This is a genomic window from Pseudoalteromonas sp. NSLLW24, assembly GCF_015864725.1.
Taxonomy (GTDB): Bacteria; Pseudomonadota; Gammaproteobacteria; order Enterobacterales; family Alteromonadaceae; genus Pseudoalteromonas; species Pseudoalteromonas arctica.
In genome coordinates this window covers 74,315-94,766 of sequence record NZ_JADYWQ010000011.1, presented here as the reverse complement: position 1 = coordinate 94,766, position 20,452 = coordinate 74,315, and the positions used below count along the sequence as shown (strand labels likewise).

At 38.5% G+C, this 20,452-nt stretch carries 19 protein-coding genes; 7 read left to right on the top strand and 12 right to left on the bottom strand.

The annotated features are described in order from the left end of the window. Positions 1-6: 6 nt before the first annotated feature. The 3 genes from I6E72_RS12865 to I6E72_RS12855 all read right to left on the bottom strand — a co-directional run bounded on the left by I6E72_RS12865 (position 7) and on the right by I6E72_RS12855 (position 4,085). The gene (locus tag I6E72_RS12865; RefSeq protein WP_197112549.1) at positions 7-864 is read right to left on the bottom strand and encodes an MBL fold metallo-hydrolase; all 858 of its coding nucleotides are present in this window, start codon (positions 862-864) and stop codon (positions 7-9) included. A 119-nt stretch (positions 865-983) separates the two neighbouring features. Next, positions 984-2,066 carry a methyl-accepting chemotaxis protein gene (locus I6E72_RS12860; RefSeq protein ID WP_197112547.1) on the bottom strand — a complete coding sequence of 361 codons (1,083 nt, stop codon included), beginning with the start codon at positions 2,064-2,066 and terminating at the stop codon, positions 984-986. A gap of 135 nt (positions 2,067-2,201) precedes the next feature. Then, positions 2,202-4,085, bottom strand: a complete 1,884-nt coding sequence (locus I6E72_RS12855) for a propionyl-CoA synthetase (RefSeq protein ID WP_197112545.1) — start codon at positions 4,083-4,085, stop codon at positions 2,202-2,204. Between the two features lie 186 nt (positions 4,086-4,271). Here I6E72_RS12855 and I6E72_RS12850 point away from each other — a divergent pair, with 186 nt between their 5' ends. Further along, positions 4,272-4,673, top strand: a complete 402-nt coding sequence (locus I6E72_RS12850; protein WP_197112582.1) for a nucleotide triphosphate diphosphatase NUDT15 — start codon at positions 4,272-4,274, stop codon at positions 4,671-4,673. On the opposite strand, the gene I6E72_RS12845 is transcribed toward I6E72_RS12850, so the two are convergent. The 3 genes from I6E72_RS12845 to I6E72_RS12835 all read right to left on the bottom strand — a co-directional run bounded on the left by I6E72_RS12845 (position 4,674) and on the right by I6E72_RS12835 (position 8,008). Next, on the bottom strand, positions 4,674-5,771 hold the full coding sequence (locus I6E72_RS12845) for a polysaccharide lyase family 7 protein (RefSeq protein ID WP_166419272.1): 1,098 nt from the start codon (positions 5,769-5,771) through the stop codon (positions 4,674-4,676). It abuts the gene before it with no gap. Between the two features lie 357 nt (positions 5,772-6,128). After that, positions 6,129-6,902 (bottom strand): substrate-binding periplasmic protein, encoded by a 774-nt coding sequence (locus I6E72_RS12840; RefSeq protein ID WP_197112543.1) that lies wholly within the window; start codon positions 6,900-6,902, stop codon positions 6,129-6,131. 92 nt (positions 6,903-6,994) lie between these two features. After that, complete coding sequence (locus I6E72_RS12835) at positions 6,995-8,008, bottom strand: AraC family transcriptional regulator (protein ID WP_197112541.1); 1,014 nt, start codon at positions 8,006-8,008, stop codon at positions 6,995-6,997. A gap of 97 nt (positions 8,009-8,105) precedes the next feature. Here I6E72_RS12835 and I6E72_RS12830 point away from each other — a divergent pair, with 97 nt between their 5' ends. Together I6E72_RS12830 and I6E72_RS12825 are read left to right on the top strand one after the other, a co-directional pair. Continuing rightward, entirely contained in the window at positions 8,106-8,552 is a 447-nt protein-coding gene (locus I6E72_RS12830) for an SRPBCC family protein (protein WP_197112539.1), read from the top strand. Further along, positions 8,549-9,370, top strand: coding sequence for a sterol desaturase family protein (locus I6E72_RS12825; protein WP_197112537.1), 822 nt, complete (start codon positions 8,549-8,551; stop codon positions 9,368-9,370). Before I6E72_RS12830 ends, I6E72_RS12825 begins: the two co-directional genes overlap by 4 nt. Before the next feature lie 11 nt (positions 9,371-9,381). On the opposite strand, the gene I6E72_RS12820 is transcribed toward I6E72_RS12825, so the two are convergent. From I6E72_RS12820 to I6E72_RS12805, 4 genes are all read right to left on the bottom strand, one after another. Next, positions 9,382-11,220, bottom strand: coding sequence for an Lnb N-terminal periplasmic domain-containing protein (locus tag I6E72_RS12820; protein ID WP_197112535.1), 1,839 nt, complete (start codon positions 11,218-11,220; stop codon positions 9,382-9,384). Positions 11,221-11,299: 79 nt separating this feature from the next. After that, a complete protein-coding gene (locus I6E72_RS12815; RefSeq protein WP_024589733.1) occupies positions 11,300-11,782 on the bottom strand; it encodes a DUF3015 domain-containing protein in 483 nt (160 codons plus the stop codon). A 169-nt stretch (positions 11,783-11,951) separates the two neighbouring features. Continuing rightward, positions 11,952-12,341 carry a hypothetical protein gene (locus I6E72_RS12810; protein WP_007587227.1) on the bottom strand — a complete coding sequence of 130 codons (390 nt, stop codon included), beginning with the start codon at positions 12,339-12,341 and terminating at the stop codon, positions 11,952-11,954. Continuing rightward, positions 12,338-12,643, bottom strand: a complete 306-nt coding sequence (locus tag I6E72_RS12805) for a hypothetical protein (protein ID WP_007587218.1) — start codon at positions 12,641-12,643, stop codon at positions 12,338-12,340. The genes I6E72_RS12810 and I6E72_RS12805 overlap by 4 nt, the downstream gene beginning before the upstream one ends. A 273-nt stretch (positions 12,644-12,916) precedes the next feature. Between I6E72_RS12805 and I6E72_RS12800 the strand changes: the two genes are divergently transcribed. After that, positions 12,917-13,336: a VOC family protein gene (locus I6E72_RS12800; protein ID WP_010554617.1), complete on the top strand. Its 420-nt coding sequence runs from the start codon at positions 12,917-12,919 to the stop codon at positions 13,334-13,336. Positions 13,337-13,530: 194 nt separating this feature from the next. Continuing rightward, positions 13,531-14,349 carry a hypothetical protein gene (locus tag I6E72_RS12795; protein ID WP_010554616.1) on the top strand — a complete coding sequence of 273 codons (819 nt, stop codon included), beginning with the start codon at positions 13,531-13,533 and terminating at the stop codon, positions 14,347-14,349. 22 nt (positions 14,350-14,371) lie between these two features. Here I6E72_RS12795 and I6E72_RS12790 read toward each other — a convergent pair whose 3' ends face one another. Then, positions 14,372-15,256: an AraC family transcriptional regulator gene (locus tag I6E72_RS12790; RefSeq protein WP_024594102.1), complete on the bottom strand. Its 885-nt coding sequence runs from the start codon at positions 15,254-15,256 to the stop codon at positions 14,372-14,374. A 184-nt stretch (positions 15,257-15,440) separates the two neighbouring features. Here I6E72_RS12790 and I6E72_RS12785 point away from each other — a divergent pair, with 184 nt between their 5' ends. Together I6E72_RS12785 and I6E72_RS12780 are read left to right on the top strand one after the other, a co-directional pair. Next, the gene (locus tag I6E72_RS12785) at positions 15,441-16,586 is read left to right on the top strand and encodes an iron-containing alcohol dehydrogenase (RefSeq protein ID WP_007587207.1); all 1,146 of its coding nucleotides are present in this window, start codon (positions 15,441-15,443) and stop codon (positions 16,584-16,586) included. A gap of 217 nt (positions 16,587-16,803) precedes the next feature. Continuing rightward, positions 16,804-17,250 (top strand): DoxX family protein, encoded by a 447-nt coding sequence (locus I6E72_RS12780; protein ID WP_101216754.1) that lies wholly within the window; start codon positions 16,804-16,806, stop codon positions 17,248-17,250. Positions 17,251-17,312: 62 nt separating this feature from the next. Here the strand turns inward: I6E72_RS12780 and I6E72_RS12775 are convergent, their stop codons facing one another. Continuing rightward, a complete protein-coding gene (locus I6E72_RS12775; RefSeq protein ID WP_197112533.1) occupies positions 17,313-20,399 on the bottom strand; it encodes a beta-galactosidase in 3,087 nt (1,028 codons plus the stop codon). Between the last annotated feature and the right edge of the window lie 53 nt (positions 20,400-20,452).

Sequence of the window (20,452 nt, the reverse complement as noted above, 5' to 3'; positions counted from 1 at the left end):
AAAAACCTATAAATCGCTGCGCCAACCCATACCAGACTCTTCCATTAAACGCTCGTACACGCCTTCTATGTTAAGTGGTAACCATGCACCAAACTGTTTAAAGTCACTAAATTGGTCTAACTTTACATTTTGTTTAATTTCGTCAAGCGTATTGCCTGCTAAAATGCCTGCTGTTACTTGGCTATATAAAAGCTCTATATAACTTAAGTAACGCGCTACATCAGCCTTGCTGCCAATATCGGCATGTCCACCTACAAAAGTATTAAAGTCGTATTTGAGTACCGCTTGGGTTGAGTTAATCATGCCCTGAATATCGTAACTCCAGAGTTTTTGCCACGGCATTCTGCCAATAACAATCCAATCAACTACAAACAACGTTTTTTGCTTTTCGAATAATATACTAACCGAACCCCGCCCATCGTTTGGACCATGGTAATTTAGCTTTACCGATGAACCACCTAAATTAAGAGTCAGCTCATCATCAAAGGTAAGAGTGGGCATGACCGTGTTCATTTGTGTGTTTTTAATATCTTGCGCGGTAAGTTTATGTGCTACAAACGTGGTGTGCGGGCTTTTAAATACCTCGGCGCCGTAAATATGATCGCTGTGATTATGGCTATAAATTACATATTTTACAGGCACGTTATAGCGAGTTTTAATTTGCTCGTTTAACCAGGTGGCGGCTTTTTTATTAAGCGGGTCGGTAACAATTGCGCCCTCAGGAGTGATTAAAAATACTGAGCGATGTCTGTCATCTATAAAGCGGTGGAGGCCGTCGCCTAAGTCTTCAATTTCGTAACTTTGAGCCATAAAACCAATAAGTAATAGGCTGGTAGCGATTAGTGTTTGTAATAAGCGAGACATGCACATTCCTGTTTAACGTTTTTTATAGGTTAGTTAAGTAAGAAAGTGCCAATAAGTAAAAAATTTCAATTTTTATAGGAAAGATTGCGGGTTAAGACTAACTTAACCCGTTAATGGTTTTAACGAACTAGCTGATCGAGTAAATGTATTACTTGCTCACTGGCTGATTCCATTAAGTGTATATGTTTAACTGCTTCTACTTTTTTGCCTTGCTTAATTAGTTGTAGCGCTTGTACGCCGTTTTTATGTACTTCGCTATGCGGTTTATCTATTTGTTTGAATGCATTTAACGATTTGTATTCATTAGAGTCATCAGACTTATACCACTTACCTAAGCGGCACATTGTGTGATTGGTGAAATCGTCTACCGATTTATTGCTTTTGCCATTAGCAACCGCATAAACCTCACCTTTCCATACAATATGATCTAACTTAACGGTTTGAATAAATGAGCGAATAGAAGCCTGCGATATAGTGTTCTTCATGTTTGTGCAAAAACTAATAATGGATGCGTAATCGCTATTTAGTGATTCAAAATTACTTGAAAGCTGTGCATTGTTTTTTTGTATATCGTCGGCTGAATTAACGGTTACATCTGTTTTTTCTATTATTTCTTTAACAAGATCTGCAACCTCTTGAGCTGATTTATTGGTGTTAGTTGCCAGTACTCTTACTTCATCAGCTACCACGCTAAAGCCTCTACCAGCTTCGCCTGCTCGAGCTGCCTCAATGGCTGCATTTAATGCTAATAAATTTGTTTGATCAGATATTTTTGAAATGGTCGATACAAAGGTGTTTATACTAACTGCAAGGCTTGAAAGGCCAGATATATTTTCACTCATGCTACCCATTTTATGGGTCATAAGTTTCATCTCGCTGGCTATATGCATTAATGATTCGTTTGAGTTATTTAAAAGGTCATTTATTTTATAGCTAACTTGGCTTTCTTGCTCAATGGTTGAGTAAGACTCAAGCACAGTTTGGCGAACACCTTCAATTTGGCTTATGCAATCTATAGAACTTGAAAGTAAGTTTTCGGTAAATTGTTCATCATTTTCGGTTTGAGTAAAGCTTAATTGTTGTTCTAAGTGTTTGTTTTCTTGTGCTAGGAATTCGTTATGCGCAGTTAATTCTGCAATTTTTTTTGCAAGTTCTTCGTTATCATTTTTAGCCGATAGATACTTTTTACTTAAAACAAACATTCATAGTTCCTAAAATGTTATGGGTATATTTTTATTATAGTTGCTATTAATACTTTACTTTAAATATTTGTAATTATCTTATTTTTATACAAAAAAAAGCCATTTTTAAAAATGGCTTTATGAGAGCTTGTTGGATCAACGTAGTGAAATTTGTTGGTTTATTTCTTCAAAAATACCTGCATCGTCTATGGTTGAAGGAATTTGCAGTTTGTCGCCATCAATTAGTTGGCGTAAATTTTTACGCAGTATTTTACCTGAGCGTGTTTTGGGTAATCGCTCTACGCTAATAATGGTTTTAAGGCACGCTATAGCGCCTATTTGGTTTCTTACGGTTTGTATAAGTTCTTGCTCTACATCGGTACTTGAGCCCATAAAGTCATTTTTAAGCACGATCATTGCCATTGGTAGTTGGCCTTTTAGTGTGTCGGTTACCCCAAACACGGCGCACTCAGCAACAGCAGGGTGCGCGGCTACTATTTCTTCCATTTCACCGGTAGAAAGTCTATGGCCTGCTACGTTAATTACATCATCGGTGCGTCCCATAATAAATAAGTACCCATCTTCATCTATGTAGCCGCCGTCACCTGAAAGATAATAGCCAGGGTACTGCGTTAAATAGCCTGCTTTAAAGCGCGGGGTATTTTGCCAAACGGTTGGCATGCACCCTGGCGGCAGTGGCAGTTTAATTACCACGGCGCCTTGCTCGTTAGCTGCGCATTCATTGCCATCCATATCTAATATTCGCACGTCAAAACCTGGAGTAGGCACCGTAGAGCTGCCAGGTTTTGTTGCTAAGTACTCAAGCCCTACAGGGTTACAAGCAATAGCCCAGCCGGTTTCGGTTTGCCACCAATGATCAAGCACTGGCAGTTTGGTTTTTTCTTTAAGCCACTCGTAAGTGGGAGGATCTAACCGCTCGCCGGCTAAAAACAAACGTTTTAAGCTAGAGGTATCGTATTGATTAAAACCATCGGCATTTGGGTCTTCTTTTTTAATTGCTCTAAAGGCGGTGGGGGCACTAAATAATGCATTTACTTTATATTCTTCAACCACGCGCCAAAATGCACTGGCGTCGGGGGTTTTAACCGGTTTACCTTCATATAATACGGTCGCGCAGCGATACATTAGCGGCGCGTAAACTATATAAGAGTGCCCAACTACCCAGCCAATGTCAGATGCTGCCCAAAATACGTCGCCGGGCTTCATACCATAAACGGTTTCCATGCTGTATTGCATTGCCACTGCGTGACCACCATTTTCGCGCACTACGCCTTTGGGTGTGCCTGTCGTGCCTGAGGTATATAAAATATAAAGCGGATCGTTACCATTTACAGGCACCGGATCTGCGATTGCAGCTGTTTGCATTGCCTGAGTCCAATCTATGTCTCGTTTAGGCTTAAGACTGGCGGTTACTTGTGGGCGCTGATAAATAACGCAGTGTTCTACTTTGTGCGAAGCTAAGTCTATTGCGTTATCAATAAGTGGTTTGTATTCAATAACGCCGTTTACTTCAACACCGCATGAGGCGCTAAGTATAAGTTTGGGCTTGGCATCATCAATGCGTACAGCCAATTCGTGTGCAGCAAACCCACCAAATACCACCGAATGAATAGCACCAAGGCGAGCGCACGCCAACATACCAATAACCGCCTGTGGGATCATTGGCATATAAATAACAACGCGGTCGCCTTTTGTAACACCTAACGATTGTATTACGCCTGCAAATTTAGCAACTTCTTGTTGTAGTTGTGAGTAGCTATAAGTTTGCTTTGTATTAGTGACTGGGGAGTCGTAAATCAGTGCAGTTTGCTCGCCAAATCCGGCAATAACGTGTTGGTCTAGCGCTAAAAAACTGGTGTTTAATTGCCCGTCACTAAACCAATGATAAAGCCCGTCGTCGTCTTGTGTGTATGCTTTTGTGGGAGCTTTGTACCACGGAATATTTTTACTTCGTTCGAGCCAAAATTGGGCTGGGTTTTGTTTAAAGGCATTATATTGCTGTTTATATTCGCCTGACATGTAAGGCTCCTAAAGCTAAATTTGTGTGTGAGAGACCTTACAAAATGTAGGCTTTTTTTAGCAAGCAAGCTATTCGACCTTGGTCGGTTAAAAGTTAATCAACACACTGGTTTTAAAAATACAAAATTGACAATACAAAGCGTGTGGTTCAGCATGGCGGGCAGTAAAAATAAGAGAAAATACGATATGAGTAACGTAGTAAGAGTTGGTGTGGCGGTTATCATAAAGCATCAAAACACAATTTTACTAGGTGAGCGCATTGGCGCGCACGGTGCTAATACATGGGCAACACCTGGTGGACATTTAGAGTTTGGTGAAAGTGTTGAGCAATGTGCAATACGAGAAGTGTTTGAAGAAACAGGTTTAAAGTTAAGTAAAATTACTAAGCTTGATTTTACCAATGATATTTTTACAGCAGAGAACAAGCACTATATTACGCTGTATGTAAAAGCTGACTTTGAAGGCGGAGAGCCTGAGCTTAAAGAGCCTAATAAATGTTTAAAGTGGCGCTGGTGCGATATTAATAATCTACCAACGCCACTGTTTACATCACTAAAAAATTACTTATCTGAGGCTGTACTAGCCTAGTTATTTTGTTGGCGGTGTCGCTGGGCTTAACTCTAGTTTACTAAAGCTTACTTGAGCGTAATCGCCATTTTGTTTATCTGTAGACCAATCGCCAGTACCTAAACAACCTGGGTACCAAATACCTTTCGCGCTTTTAGTACTACATTGGTTATAAGCGCCAGCTTTAAAGTAATGCCAATCTGCAGCGTAACCATGTGGATGGTCTTTTTCGTCCACTTTGCCATAAGCATCTACGTTATTACCTAAGTTAATAGAGTAATTAACGTCTTCTTTGCCTTGTGCGCTAAATGTAAGGTGCATAACATTTTTATACACATTTACCGTGTAGCTAAATTCTTCACCTAGTGCAATACCGGCACCGCCTGGCTCGTTAGGGTTTTCCCATGTATTACCCCAAACTGGGTAAGTAATATCTGTACGGTCAGGATTCGTTTTAGCTAAGTTACGTTCATAGTTCCAAAAAACTGAGCCTGTTTTATGCCCTGGCCATTTTTTGTAATATATTTTAAGTGGCTCATTGCCCCAGCCATAACCAAGCTTGGTATCAATAAGTGCCTGATCTTTACCCGCGTGAATTTGCCCTACAACAACCGAGTAAGCTGCTTTTTTATCAGGGTCGGTAGCACGTAGCGCAACGTGATCTACTTTTAATGTTGCTTCCATTTTTCCACCAACAGAACCAAATCGGTCAGATAGCGGGTGAACAGCTAAAGCAAAGTTGTTTTTAGAGTGTTTAGTTTTAATTTTAGTATTTGATCCACGGATCATTTGTCTAAGTTCACTACGGGTATTAGTAGAGTTAGCACTTGTAAGCGCTTTATTAGGGGAGGTAAATACCATGTAGCCTTTTTCATCAAGGTAGAAAAAATCAGGGTGTGCGTAAGTCTGAATTTCTTCTACATCTATTTCATCAATTTTACCGTCGTTGTTTAAATCTACTGGTACATTTATTTTCCAGTGTGATAAATCAAACTTTGTTGCAGGTACCGGCGCATCGCTTTGCTGATTAGTGCTTTGGGTACTTGAACAAGCGGTAAAAAGTAAAGGGGTGATAACGGCTAAAGCCGTAAGTTTAAATGTGGATGTATTTTTTATCATTATTGTCTCTGTGTGATGAAGTAAAAATTGTGCGGTACAGGCATCGCTTAATCTCAATCTAGCATACCAATTTAACAATTAAAACTTACCAATTAGTAAAATTAAATATTTTTTAAATGATTTTTTGTTATACCAATTTGGTTTAGGTGTTTTTTAACGGCTTTTATGGAAGTGTTTGCGGTATGTATTTTTTATGTGCTTGGCTATTCATTTAGTGATGTTTAACGTAGATTTTGGCGCTAAGGTGTAGTCTATTTTTTGGGGGAAGGAGATTTTTAATTTTGTAGTTTGCTTTGCCGCGTTTAGCAAATAACTAAATAACCACTGCCAATAACTAATGTTGGGCTTTAAATATGGTTAGTGCTGCATGTTAGTCGTGTTTGGTAATAAAAGTTGCCACTTGTTTAAAATGGCATGATATTCACCATTTTCTTTAATACTACTTAATGCGTCAGAGAGTGCTTTAGCTGTTTTAGGATTAAGTTGATTACTTGCTGCAAAATTAAGTGAAGAGGGAAGATCGCTTAAATGAATTCGTTTTGTTATTAGGCTAGGATCGAGTCCTAGGCTTTTTAGCTCGTTATTAAGTGTAAGTGTATTAGTTACTACAAAGTCGATCCGGTTTTTATAAAGCATTTGCCAAAGTTGATTATAGTAGCTGACCAGTATTAAATTGTTATTTTCGGTAAAGCCTTTTTGCTTTAAGTAGGCTTCGCTCAGGTAGCCACGAATGGTTGCTACTTTATACTCTTTAGCAAAATTTAAGTGAACAACTTCATCTACATGGCTTTTTAAGCTAATTAAATAAGCATCTGCAAAATACACTTCGCCTAACCATGTATATTTATTAATCCGCTCTGGGGTTTTTAACAAAGACAACATTATGGCGTTGGTATTTGTTTTATGCTCTTTAAAAACACGGGCCATAGGCATTATTTCAAAATTAGCGGTTAAGTTTGTTTGCTTCACAACTGCTTTGGCAATGTCGACTAAAGCGCCGCTTACTTCACCTTGCTGATTTTTAAAGTGATAAGGAGGAAGGTCTTCAGCTATAAAAGTAACCGAATCGGCGTTACACAGGGGGCTATATAAAATAAATACAAAAGCACTTAATAAAACACGCAAAAACATAAAAAATCTTTTAAAGCAATAATACACCTAGTGTAGAGAGTATTAACTAAAACATATATATATTATGTTTATATAACGTAAATAATTTGCATTTACTTGGCTGTACTTGCTGTTTTGTATTTTATAAATTGTAATGGCGAGCATTTATGCCAGCGTAAAAAAGCTCGATTAAAAGAGCTTTGATCTTTAAATCCTAACATATTAGATAAATCAGCAAGTGGCATGCTGGCTATTAATGTATCTGCACGTTTTTTACGTTCTTTTTCAAGTAGTTGAGCAAAGGTTAAGTCTTGTTGTTTTAAGCGTCGTTGTAGCGTTCGGGGTGTTAAATTAAGCGCATCAGCTATGCCTATTAGGTTGCAGTTTTGCAAAGTAGTTTTAGCTGTAAGTAACTGATTAACTTTATCGTCAATACACTGCTGGCTTTTAAAGTTAGAGAGTTGCTGCTCTGACAATTGCTTAAAGGTAGAATTAATAATGGCGTTATCGGTTTTAAAGGGCAGCGTTAAATAATGGCTCGGAAAACTAACTTGATTATATTCAGCACTGCTTTTTACATGGCATTTAAACCATGATTCAAGGGCGCGCCTTTGCGATGGCAACCAATTATAAATGAAACTAATACTACTTGGCGAAAGCGTTAAATTTATTAACTGGCGAATCACACTTACCCACGCGGTCATGTTTCGTAAAACAACATGCTCATTACAACTTTGATGAGCAATCCAACGAATAGTTGCTGTATCAGTATTTAGTTCAAACTTGGCTTTACCAATATCAGCCACCAAGCTGTCGTAGCTTAACAATGCTTTAATGGCACTGCTTAAGTTATCGCTTGATTCAATTAAGTAACCTAAAACGCCGTAGTCAGCAGTGCGAATTTGCTGACCTAGGGTAAAACCAAAAAGAGGATCGTTAAGTGTTTTCTTGCCATAAACTAATAAAGCATTGTAACTATTTAAACTAATACGCGGCGCTAATTGATGGGTACGTTGATTACTAAATTCGTCAAAGCTAATAGCGTGCAAAGCCGTTTTAGTACTAATGCCTTGCGCTTGTAAGTAATCAAGAATACTTGAAAAGTAATGATCAGCTAATGTGTGCATTTGTCATCTAAAGCTAAAAAATAGTCGTGTATTAGCAAGTTTGCCACGTTAAATTTTTATATGCTAGTTGAATGCCTAATAACCTCTTGCTGTAAAAATGATACTTATAACAATTAAACAAACGCTTAATGCACAGCCAAAGCAAATAATAAGCACACTATTGGATCATCAACAGTTGCATCGATTTTTTAATGCCAAATTTACGCTGCTACAAGCACAAAACGAAGGGCAAATAGAAGGCGGGAAAGGAGCTGTTAGGCAAGTGAAAATAGGTAAAATAACTTTTTCAGAGCAAATAATCAGTGCCGATCAAAATCAGATCAGTTACCAAATAGTAGGCGATAAACCAGTAGCTAATCATCGAGGCGACATATACCTCAGTGCAAATAAAGACATCAATACTTTAGTTACCGAACTTAACTATTGCATAAGCTGCTCAGCTCCATGGTGGATGCCAAATGCATTACTTAAATATGTTATTACAAAAGATATAACCCAAGCGTTAAACAATTTAAATAATTATTTTTTGGCGGGTAAAGTATGAACTCAGAAATTATTTTGCTCGCTCTTAGCCCGTTATTTTTGATATTTGTTTGCTGTGAGTTTATTAAGTTTAAGTGCTATTACGACATAAAAGATAGCCTAGCAAATACAGTGTTAGCGCTATTACACCAAGGCGCAGATGCTATTGTGTTACTGCTGTTAATGCCTTTATTTAATTGGTTGTATGACTATAGATTGTTTGATATTGAAGTGAGTGTATTAAGTATTGCATTTGCATTTTTACTGCAAGATTTTTTATATTATTGGTTTCATAAAGCATCGCATCATATTCATTGGTTGTGGGCTGCACATGTGGTGCACCATAGCTCAACTAAAATGAATTTCACCACCGCATTTAGGCAAAGCTTAATGTACCCCGTAGCCGGTATGTGGGTGTTTTGGCTACCTATGATTTTAATTGGATTTGAACCGCTAACAGTATTTAGCGTGGTTGCATTAAATTTGGCGTATCAATTTTTTGTACATACTCAAATAGTAGGTAAGTTAGGCTGGTTTGAAAAAGTATTTAATACGCCTTCGCATCATCGAGTTCATCACGCAATAAATGCAGGTTACCTTGATAAAAACTTTGCAGGTGTACTTATTATTTGGGATAAGTTATTTGGCACCTTTGTAGAAGAAGATAAATCAAAGCCTTGTAAATACGGCACTATAGGGCAGCTTAATAGCAATAACCCAGTCGTTATTACGTTTCATCAGTGGGAGCACTTATTGAAAAGTGTTTATAAGGCATCGGGAATAAAAGCTAAATGTAGAGTGCTATTTGGCTACCCTACAAGTAGCATTAAATATAAATAATATTGAAAAAGTTAAAAGTAAAACTGCATAGCTAAACTCATTGATGAATTATGGCTATGCCATTGAGCATGCTGTACTTTGCTGCGCAGCGATACATTGCGAGAAACAGCGTAATTCCATGTTATAGCTATTTCGCTGTGCTTACTTGCTGCGTTATCAGTTAGCCATAATATATTGCCAGTTAAAGCGAGTTTATGGTTATTGTTTATTTGCCAAATTATACCGGCTTCGCTGCCTATTCCAGTACTAAGTTGGTCGGTTATATCGCCTGTATTTAGCTCAAATTGACCAAGAATATAGCCGTGTACATTATTAGGATCGCCATAAGATTTACCATAACCTCCTTTTGTAAAAAAGCGGCCTAAACGTTTATTGTCACTTGGTTGTCGGTCAAAGCCCATTTTAAAGTTCCACGACCAGCTATCAAATACGCGGTTATCGGGTGCAAGCGACATAGCATCTAATAAGTAAAAATGTTCAATATCTGCATTTCCTTCGTCAGTAATAGCGGCTTCCAAATCAAAAAAACTAATTTGTGCACCCGCTATAAAACCTTCTGGCCTATCTAGTAAGTCATGATACGCAAGCCTATAGCCAAAATTTGTAAGGTTTGCTTGGTTATTATTTTGTACCCTACCTAGCGATACTTTAGAAGAACCATGACCTTGCTCTGGGGAAGCAATAGGGCGGTTTGGCTTAGTAAATGGCGAAGCTACATTATATTTGCTGCGCATTAGGAGTAGCTTAGTTAGTCGCGGGGCAATTTCTTCACGATTTAACGCTTTATCGTAAAATTCAAAATTTAACCATTCATACGCCATTTCTAATATAGCGACTAATTGCGACTGTGAGTAATTACGAGTATTGAGGGAGCCACCTTGCATTAACTCTCTTGCATCATCAAGTTGTTCGTCAGTCATTTGAGTAGAGTAATGGTAAAGCTTAGTACCAAAAGCAGGGCGGTAATTAGGTGTTTGTAATAAGTTGTTATTTCTTAGTACTGCAACGGTATCTGATGGAATAGCTTGCATATTAAATGACGATGTTAAATCAAGGTCCTCTTGTGCAAGTTGTAATAATGCAAGTAATTGGTAAGAGCAGTTTTCATCAATAAAAAAGTAATCGAATGTAGCTAATTGTAGCTCCCACAAGTGCAATAAAATAAGCTCTACCTGTAGCTCTGATAAATTAAGTTTGTATTCCCAAATATCACGAGATTCTAAGTCATTATATTCGCGTACTTTTTTATAGTACGGCATAAGCGAAAACTTACCTGGGTAGCTGCCAATCAAGCCTTTTAATGCGTACATGGCTGCGTTGTCTGAGCCATCAGGCTCTGCTGCAAAGTTAACGGCAAACGCGAGCAACTCTTTATGGCGAGTCTGATCTTTTGCATCAATACGAAGTAAAGTGTGGCCAAACATTGATGATGGGCTATTCATAAATGCAGTTGGAAAAACTAACGTAACCCCTTTAGGGTTTATTATTTTTTGCCACGCCTGTAGTTCTGGGCAATTAAGTTCGGGCCAGTTATTTTCAATTTTTGTTTTTAGCCATTTATAACGTGCAGGAAACCGACAACGATATTGTGTTGTTTTTGGGTCAGTATTTTTACCACTAAATGCGGCTATAGTGGCTTTAAGTTCGTCATATGGGCTTGTTTTACCTACAGGAGATAAAAAAAACTCAGCACTGTCTACTTCACTTTTCCAATCACCTAATGTGGCCAAGCGGTAGTGACCTAATTTAAGCCAGTAAGGGTGTGTTGCTAATGTATTTGTTTCAATACTTTGAGCGTTTGAGTAAGTACTAAAAAGAGCGAGCAGTAAACCAAATAATATTTTTTTCATAATCACTAAATTACAAAAGCCGCTAGAGAAATACTCCAGCGGCTTTATTTATACGTATAAAACCGGCTAATTTAGCTGATTAAGAAAGAGTATAAGAAGCAAGTTGTGCGTTACTTGCAAGAACAGTGTTTAGGTTTTCTAAAACTGTTTGTGAAGTTACGTTTTCAGAAGTAAATACTGAAGAAAACTGTGCTTGAGCAAGCTTATTGAACGCTGCTTTATCTTGATCTGCAACACCCCAAGCTTCAGCTAGAGTAGCTAAAGTTTCGCCTTCACCTTTTGACATATCACGAGCAAGTTGCTCCATGTTACCGTCAATGAATAAAGCGATTTTTTCTGAAGAAGTTACTGTACCAGTACCATCACAACCAAGAGTACCAAAAGTGATACCAAAAGTTTGGTTACCAGATGTACCATTTGTTGTAGCGCCTAAAATTTTAACGCCTTTACCTTGCTGACCAGCAAATAACATAGAACCAAGACCACAACCAATATCTTGGTCAGCCATTGCGTTTGAGAAAGGAAGTAAAGATAGAGCTGCTACTGCGATTAGTTTTTTCATTTTCATAAATCCATATATGATTGTCTTTATTTAGGGTAAATAAAGTTCGCGGAAGATTCTAACAGACTTGCAGAAAAAAGGAACAGGCTAAAACATGAATATTTTACACTCTAATTTTTAAATATATTAAAGTTAATGTCAGGATAAAAACCAGCCTAGTTTCCACTTTTTATTGAACTGGTGGCGGTTTTTTACTTCTTGGGGCACCTAATAAAATACAAGTATGGCAAATACATACAGATAAAAATGCACTAATACCTAATGCACCGCCATAGCCGTCAAGTTTTGGTACAAGAAATTCAAATAAGATTGAAAATAAAATAGATGAGCTTGCTACAGTATAAATACCAAAACGATGCGGGGCGCTCATACCTATGAATGTGCCGCCAAAAAATACAATTGCGTATAAATCGGGGTTCAAATTTAAAGCGCTAAAAATTAAATAAGCAATAATAGAAAGTGAAGACGACGCTCTAACCCCGTCAAAGCGACTATGCTTAGCTAAATAAAATGTTAAAAAAGCCCCAAGCAGTACAAGTAATGGATATTCAATACTCATAATACAATTCCTTTGGCTAATACAAAAAGTGCCACGCTTGCAAAAGCTACGCTGCCAAGCTTGCCACCAAAACCTGTAAACATATTCATAGTAAGCACATACAAACTTGAGCCAATAAGCGAAATAATAGCAATTTCCCAGTAACTGGTAATTAAATGAGTTGAACACATGCCTGCAAAGCTACCAGCATAAATTGCAGCATACGGATGGTTTTTATAATGTGCAGGAAAAGGAATAAACGAGCCAATAAGCCCCGTTAGCGCAGCAGAAATCACTAAAGGTAATGCAAAAGTAGTGTGCATAGCAAAGCAAGCTACAAAGCCTAAAAAGAAAGTGATGAATTTTAAAAGTAAGAATTTAATCATAGCGGCGCATTTTAAACTAATCCTTTTGCGCTTTCTAATACTCTCTAACAAATAAATGTTATAAGTAATTACAAACTTTAAAAGCGTGTTTTTTAAACGGCATTTAGGTATTAAATATGCTTAATAGTGCCGCTGTTAATGTTCTATAAATCACAAGTTATGTATAATGGCGATAATTTAATGTATTAAAGTGTTAACCAAGGGTTATTTATGTCTAACTGTTTACATCTGGCTATTCCGGCTGGCGATTTAAAAGTGGCTAAAGCGTTTTATTGTGACGTACTAGGCTGTAAAACGGGTAACAGTGAAGAAGGTCGCTGGGTAGATATAGATTTTTGGGGTAATGAACTTACCTTGCACCAAAGTGTTGAGCGCCTACCAACAGTTCGCCATGATGTAGATATGGGAGCTGTGGCAGTACCTCACTTTGGGATTCACTTATCTGAAGATGAATTTAACGGGTTAAAAACACGTATTGAAGATGCGGGTATTGAATACTTAGATAAACCATACCGCCGATTTATTGGTGATGAGTTTGAGCAAGAAACGTTTTTTATTGAAGATCCAAATGGCAATGTGCTTGAAATGAAAACCATGGTAAACCCAGAGGTTTTATTTAAAAAAGTATAAATGCTGTTGTTTAAGTTAAGCTAAAAAAACCACTTTAATAAGTGGTTTTTTTATAACTATTAATCAGTGTTTTGATAAATTAGTTAATATTTACAGGTGAAAAAAATTACACTACATGCATGATTTTTATTCACTCTACAATGTAGGTATAGACACGTAGACTTAATTTCAATTCTCATACTTTATTGTTATTTATGCTGCTTAAACTCATAATTGCACCTTTGCTTATTTTACTAATAACATTCGCCCAAAAACGCTTTGGTAGTTTCGTTAGCGGCATAATTCCTGGCTTGCCTATTACCTCTGGGCCTATTTCTTATTTTATAGCATTAGAACAAGGTAAATTATTTGCAGCTAACTCAGCGGTGGCCTCTCTTTATGGTATGAGCGGTATAGGCTTATTTTGTTTTAGTTACTTGGTTGTATCACGAAGATTTGGAATGCTTAAATCGCTTTTTACAGCGTTGAGTATTTGGTGCGTATTTAGCGTTATTACTTTATTTTTACCAGTGAATATTATTGTGGCGAGTGTGGTTTCACTTTGTATTTTACTCGGTTTAACTATTATCTCTACAAAGCTAAATATATCAGTTGATGCAAAACCATTAAATGCTCGCTGGGAGCTTCCGGTAAAAATGATATTAGTGACGAGCTTTATCGTGCTTGTTACGTTTATATCGCAGCATATAGGGTCTGCATGGAGCGGGTTAATATCTACCTTTCCGGTTATTTTGGCGGTAATGGGCAGTGTTGCCCATTTTAGTGACAAACAAGCCTCAACGTTTAAAATTCTTAATGGCGGTATTATTGGTTCATTAGGTGGATGTGTATTTTTTGCGGTGATTGCGTTTATGTTAAAACATAACTTTATGATTTGGCAGGTGTACGCAACAGCTGCCATTTTCTCAACGTTATTTACTATTATTTTTAGCCAATTTATTAATCGCCAATTTACCAAGCAAGCTATGCTAAACACCAAAAAAGCAGTGCTTAAGATTGACTCGCTCGGTTAACTTACATATCTAAAGCCATTACCTAGTTATGTAGTTGAATTAACATTTCACTGGGGGTTTTATTAAAGTGGCGTTTAAATTCGCGGCTAAATTGCGATGGGCTGGTATAGCCAACCTTTAATGCAGCTTCGTTGGCTTTGCTTCCACTACTGGTTATAAGCTCTTTAGCTTTAGCTAAGCGTACTTTTTTTAAATACTGCAAAGGTGACTCAAATGTTACTTGCCTAAAAGCACGATGGAACGACGATACGCTCATGTTTACATCTTCAGCCAACCCCTCAACTGTAATTTGATTGGCATAACTACTGTGCATAGTTGAGAGCGTACGGGCGATACGCGCATAATGCCCATCATGCATAGCAAGCCCTATTAAAGTATGTCCTTGTGGACCACAAAGTACACGATATACCAATTCTTTTACTATATCTTCGCCAAAAACGTCAGCCTCAATGGGGTTATTAAGCACGCTAAGTAAACGGTGGGTTACTTGCTCCATTGCGCCATCTATTTTAGCCGATTGAACGCCACTCATTTGCCCAGTGGTGAATGGCTTATGTGTACCAATTTGGTTTACTAATTTATGTAACATTACCGGGTTTATATCTATAACAATACCCATAACAGGCTGGTTGTTATCGGTAAAAGCTTCGCATTCAAGTGGCACTGGTACACCTAAAACAAGGTAGTCGCCTTCACCATATTTTATTTGATGATCAGGGAAATGAATTATCTTATGTCCTTGCCCAACAATAATAATACCTGAGTTATATATAAGTGGCTGGCGCGGCGAGCTTTTACTTGCACGATGAAAATACACACCTGGAATAATGGTTTCCATGTTGCCTTCAAAGTTAAGTAAATTATTGTGCTCTGCAAATTTTTGCATCATGTTGGCTATTGAGGACATTAAAACTTCTACTATCGTACGAATTTTGCGTAAAATATCAATCTTGACAGTTTTAGGCAAGCTTTTGCGAGTTATTGGGCTTTTTTTATGTTTATTTTGCCACTAATATGCACTCATTGAAGTTTAGCTTAGTTAGTAACTAAGCATTATATTTAGTATTTAACCGTCACCTAGGAGCAAAATAATGAAATTTAGCTACGTAAACCCAACACTTATCCAGTTCGGCCAAGAACAAATTGCCTCACTAACTGATTTGATCGCAAAGGATCAAAAAGTACTTGTAGTGTACGGCGGCGGTTCAATTAAAAAGAACGGCGTGTACGACCAAGTTGCAGCAGCACTTGAAGGCTTTGACTGGGTTGAGTTTTCTGGTGTAGGCGCTAACCCAACTATAGAAGTACTAGACCAAGCAGTAAAAATTTGTAAAGAACAAGGCATCGACTTTGTACTAGGTGTAGGCGGCGGTTCAGTAATCGACGGCGTTAAATATATCGCAGCATCTGCAGTTTATGATGGCGAAGGTTGGGATATTCCTACTGGTAAGCACACTATTACTAGCGCATTACCAATTGGTGCAATATTAACATTGCCTGCAACGGGTTCAGAGTCTAACCAAAACTCAGTTGTGAGCAAAGAAGCAACGAAGCAAAAACTACCGTTTGCATCACCAGAAGTACTTCCTAAATTTGCGATTATGGACCCTGATGTAATGAAAACATTACCACAGCGCCAACTTGTAAATGGTTTAGTAGACGCGTGGGTACATACCTGTGAGCAATACTTAACATTCCCTGAAACAGCATTGGTTCAAGAAGGTTACGCAGAGGCACTTTTAAGAACGCTTAAAACACTGGGCGATAACTTTGAAAACCAAGACGACGCATGGCGTGCAAACCTTATGTGGGCAGCTAACCAAGCACTTAATGGTTTAATTGGTTCTGGTGTATCGCAAGATTGGGCAACACACATGATTGGCCACGAGCTTACGGCTGCTTACGGCGTTGATCATGCTCGTTCACTTGCTATTGTTCAGCCTTCTTTACTACGCAACCAATTTGCAGTTAAAAAAGCAAAGCTTGAGCAAATGGGTAAAAACGTATTTGGTCTTGAGCAATCTGACGATTTAGCTGAGAAAACAATTTTAGCAATCGAAGCGTTTTACCACAGCCTTGACGTAGCGACCCAGCTTACTGAACATGGCGATGATAAAGCCGCTGCTATTGACAATATTATTGGCAAACTTGAAGCACACGGCATGCTAGCACTTGGTGAAAACCAAGCTATTACGCTTAAAGAAAGCCGCGAAATTTTAGAGCAAGCAGTTGCTTAATTTTCAAAGCTAAGCGCTTACTTAAATATACTAAGTTTTAGCGTTAATAAAAAACCGTCAACCTTTAGGTTGGCGGTTTTTTTATGGTTTATTATAAATACTGCGTTGCTAATTAACCAATAAAGTCTGTATTAATGTTTTTTAATGATGATAGTAAACTGTGCTCAACGGTTAGAAAAAATCTAACGATTAAATAAATTAAAACAGGACTAAACTCATGAAATTACTAAACACATTACTTAGCTCAAAAGCAGGCGTAGCAGCATTAATTTTACGAGTACCAGTTGGCCTTATTTTAGCGGCGCATGGTGCACAAAAACTATTTGCTTGGTTTGGCGGTTACGGGCTTGAAGGTACAGGTCAATGGATGGCAAGTATTGGTTTAGAGCCTGGCTATTGGTTAGCAATGATGGCAGGTAGCGCTGAGTTTTTTGGTGGCATTGCATTAGCAATTGGTTTGTTAACTCGCCCAGCTGCTGTAGTTGCCGGCTTTACTATGATGATTGCTATTTTTAGCGTACATATTAGTAATGGCTTATTTATGGCAAACAATGGCTATGAATACGCATTAACGTTACTTGTAGTAACTGTAGTTTTAGCAATTCAAGGAGCGGGAAGCTTTTCGCTTGATAACGTATTAGCTAAAAAACTCGCTAAAAAATAGAGTTTTTTAATTAGAAAAATAGCGGCCAATTTGGCCGCTATTTTTGTAGGTTAACTACTAAATTATTTAGCTGAAAAAGTTAAAGAATAGCTGTACTGCTTTTGCTCAAGTAAATACTCTTTATGAGTACTTGGGCTCCACGAATCATCGCCACCTACACCCATATGCTGATGATCAATGTGTACATGTACGCAATCATCAGCAATTAGTTCGTTAGTGTGTTTTGCTTGCGTTAGCGTACTTTGCGAATACTCGCTGGCTGCAAACAAAAACGCGCCAGTTACAGTTAAGTTATTAATACTCAGCAATTGGCAATCGCTACGCAGGCCATTATCAGTTGGAAATATATACGGTGTATGTAGCTCATTTAAGCTCAAGCTGTAATAACCTAAACGTGCTGCGGCTTTGCGATCTGGGTAGTTTTCAAAAGGCCCTAAACCTAGCCAGTTTATTTTTGTATCGCTTTGCTTGTTAAGCGTTGTACTTAGCCCTATACGCGGCATTGGCGGCAGAGTGTCGTTTAAGTGCACGTCAATGTTTAAGCTAATATTGCCGGTATTATTTAGTGTATATAGCCACTGTGTTTGAGCCTGTAGCACGCCATTAAATTCGTAATTAAATACACAAGTAATACGTACATCAACGCTTGATTGCACTGCGTGAATTGAGCTGCATGTGCGCTGCCATTGCCCTATACCTGCACGCAACCAACGAGCCTCCCATGCATTGGGGTCTAGATTGTCTACTTCGCTTACACCAATGTCGTTATCAAGTGGGGCACGATAAAAGTTATCAACCAGTGGGCTACTAATAACCTGAGTATCGTTTTGTAACCACTGCTCTATAAGCCCTGATTGTTGATTAAAAATCAGTTTAAATTTATCGTTTTCAATACTTAGTTGAGAGTCGGTTTCGCTAACACTTATAGCGTTTTGCTCAGATGATGATACAAATAACTTACTGCTTAAATTGTTACTATTTATAAGCTTAAACTGCTCTGAATCCATAACGTGATTAGCGTTTGCAAAGTGTGAGTCGTTAACTAATGCTACATCTAAATTAAGGTAATATTGCGCACCTTGCTCAAACGCTGTTTCAGTTTTAATAGTTAACGTGTGTGTACTTTGCGGAGCAATATTAAGTACATGCTCGCCTTGCTCAACACAGATGCCATTTTGCATTAACTGCCAAATAAGCTTTTCGTTATCGGTATGTCTAAATACGTAATCGCTAAATACATCAATGGTGTATTGGTTTTGATTTTGCTCACGCAATGTAAATTGTAAATGTTGCTGGCTGTATTTAGCTTCAAACAGGCTAGGGTGCGGTGTTCGGTCTGGGAACAATAAGCCGTTTATACAAAACTGTCGGTCATTTAGTTCATCACCAAAGTCGCCACCGTAAGCCCAGTAATGCTCACCGTTTTCGTCTGTTTTAGATAAACCTTGATCTACCCAATCCCAAATAAAGCCGCCTTGCAAACGCGGGTATTCTCTAAATGCTTGCCAGTAATCGTCAAAGCTACCTAGGCTGTTACCCATTGCGTGAGCGTATTCACATAAAATAAGTGGGCGAGTTTCACCCGGTAGGCTTAGCCACTTTTTAATAGAGTATTTAGGTACCGCATCGTCTTTAATATCGGTATCTACACGGGCGTACATTGGACAAATAATGTCGGTAGCCGTTGTATTTGCGCCGCCGCCTTCGTATTGCACTGGGCGAGAGGGGTCAAAGCTTTTTGACCATCCGTACATCGCATCGTGGTTGGCACCGTGCCCGCATTCGTTACCCAGTGACCAAATAATAATAGAGGCGTGGTTTTTATCGCGCTCAACCATTTGCGTATAACGCGACATAAATGCACCAGCCCACTGCGGATCGCTAGCTAAACGCCCCATAGGAAACATGCCATGGGTTTCTATATTTGCTTCATCAACTACGTATAAACCTAGCTGGTCACATAGCTCATAAAAACGGGGATGATTAGGGTAGTGAGCAGTACGCACGGCGTTAAAGTTATTTTGCTTCATCAGCTTAATATCTTCAATCATATCGGCGGTAGTAACTGCATGACCGTTTTCTGGGTGGTGTTCGTGGCGGTTAACACCGCGAATAAGTAGCGGCTTGCCGTTTACACACAGTTGCCCGTTAAGCATTTCTACTTTTCTAAAGCCAATGTCGTAGGCTTCAACATCGACGGTATTGCCATGCTCATCAAGCAGACTTACAACGCAGCGGTATAAGTACGGGGTTTCGGCGGTCCATTTTTTAGGGCTTTGTATATCAATTGTTTGAAATACAACATCGCTCCAGCCACCTTTTTCATCAACACGTTTATTGTTAGTACTTTGAATTTGTGGCTCACATAGCGCCTGTTCCCCATCAAAAACTTGTACTGCTATTTGATAGTTATTTGGCGCATTAATCGCCGTTTTTATATGTAGCGTTGCATCGCGATAGCAAGCGTCTAAATCGGGGGTTATAAATACATCACGTATTTGGTTTTGCGGTTTTGTAAGTAAGTTAACATCGCGAAAAATACCGCTTAGCCACCACATGTCCTGATCTTCTAAGTAACTGCCATCGCTCCAGCGAATAACCATAACGGCAATACGGTTGGTGCCTGCAATTAATAGTTCGCTTAAATCAAACTCGCTTGGTAAGCGGCTATCTTGTGAATAACCCACCCATTGCCCGTTACACCACAGGTGAAACGCCGAGTTAACGCCTTCAAAAATAATATGATTACGCTGAGCTAATTTCTCCGGCGTAATAGTAAACTCAGTTCGGTAACAGCCCGTAGGGTTATCGCTTGGAACAAATGGCGGGTTAACTGCAAACGGGTATTTAACATTACAGTAAATAGGTTTATCAAAGCCGTGTAATTGCCAGTTAGAAGGCACTGTAATATTTTGCCAGTCGGTGCCTAGTGTTTCGCTTAGCAACGATTCATCAACAGCTTCGGGTTTATCAAATAATTTAAAGTCCCACTGACCGTTTAAACTTTGTTTTTGCGATTGCGTGTTAGTACGGGCATGGTCAACGCTTTTAAATCCATTGAGTGGGCTGTGCGCTTTTACTTGATTAACTTGTACTGAAATTGGGTTTTCCCAATCTCGGCGATTAATTATGTGCTGTAAAGAGGTCATGTTTATCCTATTGCATAAGCGGGCAATTATAATGCGCTAAATATAGCTAAAAA